Here is a 2,661-nt window from a genome sequence, read left to right on the forward strand (position 1 = left end):
ATATTCACACTGGAAGGGCGTTGATGTGTAAAGCCTGGAGCGATGAGAATGCGTGGTGTTTGTCCCACAATGGATTGTGCTCCAATAAAAGCATGAACACCTTCATAAGCGCCATTTGCGTTTACACCACCCAAAATATTGGTGAGTGTTGCATTTTCGTTGTCACCCTCGTTCACGCGTACGACAACGACAATTGCTCCTACTTGTTTAAAAATAAGATCAAGGGCATTGGGTAAAGTGCCGCGTCGTTTGCCTGTTCTATCGAGTTTTGCAGCTTGTGAAAGAGAGCCTGCTACCAAAACCGGTGTGTTGAGAGGGAATGCTTGTTCATCGGCATCTGGTGCTGTGCCAACAATCCCGATAACGGCAGACTGAACCGCGCGAAGGGGGCGGGTGCCGTCGTCAACTTCAACGACTTCAACACCGTGTAGAAAACCTGTTGCCATACTTTATGCTCCTTTAAATGGTTGGCTAATGAAATGAATGGGAAAAATGAGAGGTAAAGAGCCGCTCTTGAGAAAGGTTTGTTTTCAACAAGCACTTTCTTTTTATAAATATCTTGACTTGGTCCCAAAATGGTACTAAGATTGATAAAAATCAGGATAAACTTATGAAAATTGTTAAAATCTCCACACTTCAAACTTTTTGGGCTCGATATCCTGATGCTGAACAACCGTTAAAAGCATGGGTAGATGAAGCTAAAAATGCGCAGTGGCGTTCTCCTCATGACATTAAAGAGAAGTATAAAAATGCAAGCATATTAAAGAATAATCGTGTTGTTTTTAATATTAGAGGCAATGATTATCGTTTAGTTGTTTCAATCTTTTATCCAGCAGGTTGGCTTTATATAAAATTTATAGGGACACACAAACAGTATGATGCAATTGATGCTAATACTGTAGAACTAAAGGAATTTAAGAAATGAATATCAAACCAATTCGTACAGAGAGAGAGTATCAAGAAGCTTTAGAAATTGTGTCTGCAATGTTTGACAATCAACCTAAAGAGAATACTCCAGAATTTGATCAAATGGAGGTTCTTGTGTTGTTGATTGAAGCGTATGAAGCAGAACACTATCCTGTTTCTCCTCCTCACCCGATTGAAGCTATTAAATTTAGAATGGAACAAATGAACTTAAGTGCTAAAGATCTCGTTCCTGCGATTGGTCATTTAAATCGTGTTTATGAAATCTTGAGTGGTAAAAGAAAATTAACACTGCGCATGATTAAAAACTTGCACCAACAGTTCAATATTCCACTAGAAAGTCTGATAGCTTAGGTTTTATACTAATTTATTTTTTTGAAAGATTTTTAAGGGGTTTCAAAAGGTCTTCAAAGATCATTTAAAGACCCTTTAATATGTATTATTTCTCGTTTTAGAAATCGCAATTTGAGATGATCAACTCTTTAGCTGGAATCGCATTATTTGAGGCGTTACACGAATAAAACGTGTTTACTTCTTTTAGGGTAAATTGGCTGAAGGTTTTTCGAACTTCTGGTACATCATTGAGAGAGAGAAGAAACTTTCCCTTTAATTGTGCGAGAAGCGCAGACATCGTCTGATAATCCTCCCGCTTAAACAAATCCTTTCCGTAGTAATCCTCAACGCCCCAATAAGGTGGGTCAAGATAAAACAAGGTATTTGGCCGATCATAGCGAAGTATAAAATTAGACCAGTCTAAATGTTCAATGGTAACACTCGCTAAACGTTGGTAAATAAGCTTTAATGAGGCTTCAAGTTTCAAAGGATTAAACTGTGCACCGCGGTCTGTTTCAACCACAAACGTACGGTCGGCCACCTTCCCGCTAAAGCTTAAACGCTGCAAATATAAAAACCTTGAAGCGCGCTCTAAATCCGTGAGAGTGTTTGGGTCTTGCATGCGCAAGCGTTGAAATTCCTCACGGCTACTGATCTGAAATTCTAGCAATTCCATAAAAGGGTGATAATGGCGTTGCAACACCCTAAAAAAATTCACTACATCTCCTAAACGATCATTAATAATTTCAGTGGGCGGAATCAACTTTCGCCTAAAGAATATTCCTCCCATTCCAACAAAAGGTTCGGCATAAATGCTATGAGGGATGTCCTCGATAATTTTGACAATGGTTTTGGCTAATCTTCTTTTGCCTCCAATATAAGCAGCGGCGGGTGAGATGGGATCAACAGATTTTAATTTTTCTTTACAAAGTATATCCATCATTTTTTAACACTCTTCCATCTATATTAGCCATCTTCTCACTGTTTCCAAGTGATAAGAAGTGGCTGCGATGTTGAGTTGAGTTGCATCGGACGGGGTTGTTCGCAAAACTGTTCCCGTTGGCTGGACTACCAGCCCAGCCTCTATTTTTTCTTTCTTTCTTTGGTTTGGAGTTTCTAGGATAATTCCTGTGATATATCTGCTTGATTTTTCATAGCGATAGGTTATCAGAGAGGCTTGCCAAGAGCCGTTGATCTCTTTACAAAATTTTTGAAGTAGAAGAGGGGATTAGTCATGATTTCGGGGCATCCCTCTAGAGATAAAGAATGACTTCACTACAGTGCAGCAGAGACTATTCACTTCTGTTGCCATCTTGCTCTCCAAATCAATGAAGAGACCATAACAATTATCTACACTCTCTCATAAGCCTGACACTGTCAGTCAAAAAGGACTTTAAAGAAAGA

At 39.2% G+C, this 2,661-nt stretch carries 3 protein-coding genes and 1 pseudogene; 2 read left to right on the plus strand and 2 right to left on the minus strand.

What is annotated here, in order from left to right; all coding sequences use genetic code 11:
- Positions 1-446 (minus strand): annotated as a pseudogene (locus ACFIJJ_RS09320) (phage tail protein); the annotation flags it as partial.
- 164 nt (positions 447-610) lie between these two features.
- Here ACFIJJ_RS09320 and ACFIJJ_RS09325 point away from each other — a divergent pair.
- Both ACFIJJ_RS09325 and ACFIJJ_RS09330 read left to right on the plus strand, forming a co-directional pair.
- Positions 611-925, plus strand: coding sequence for a type II toxin-antitoxin system HigB family toxin (locus ACFIJJ_RS09325; RefSeq protein WP_317993618.1), 315 nt, complete (start codon positions 611-613; stop codon positions 923-925).
- Entirely contained in the window at positions 922-1,278 is a 357-nt protein-coding gene (locus tag ACFIJJ_RS09330) for a type II toxin-antitoxin system HigA family antitoxin (protein WP_375624310.1), read from the plus strand. Before ACFIJJ_RS09325 ends, ACFIJJ_RS09330 begins: the two co-directional genes overlap by 4 nt.
- Positions 1,279-1,375: 97 nt before the next feature.
- Here ACFIJJ_RS09330 and ACFIJJ_RS09335 read toward each other — a convergent pair whose 3' ends face one another.
- Positions 1,376-2,197, minus strand: a complete 822-nt coding sequence (locus ACFIJJ_RS09335) for a DNA adenine methylase (protein WP_375624314.1) — start codon at positions 2,195-2,197, stop codon at positions 1,376-1,378.
- Between the last annotated feature and the right edge of the window lie 464 nt (positions 2,198-2,661).

Origin of the sequence: Bartonella sp. TT29SHDZB, assembly GCF_042193395.1 — a bacterium.
Lineage (GTDB): Bacteria > Pseudomonadota > Alphaproteobacteria > Rhizobiales > Rhizobiaceae > Bartonella.

Coding starts and splice junctions, on each gene's coding strand:
- ACFIJJ_RS09325 (WP_317993618.1), top strand. CDS start 611: ATGAAAATTGTTAAAATCTCCACACTTCAAACTTTTTGGGCTCGATAT.
- ACFIJJ_RS09330 (WP_375624310.1), top strand. CDS start 922: ATGAATATCAAACCAATTCGTACAGAGAGAGAGTATCAAGAAGCTTTA.
- ACFIJJ_RS09335 (WP_375624314.1), bottom strand. CDS start 2,197: ATGGATATACTTTGTAAAGAAAAATTAAAATCTGTTGATCCCATCTCA.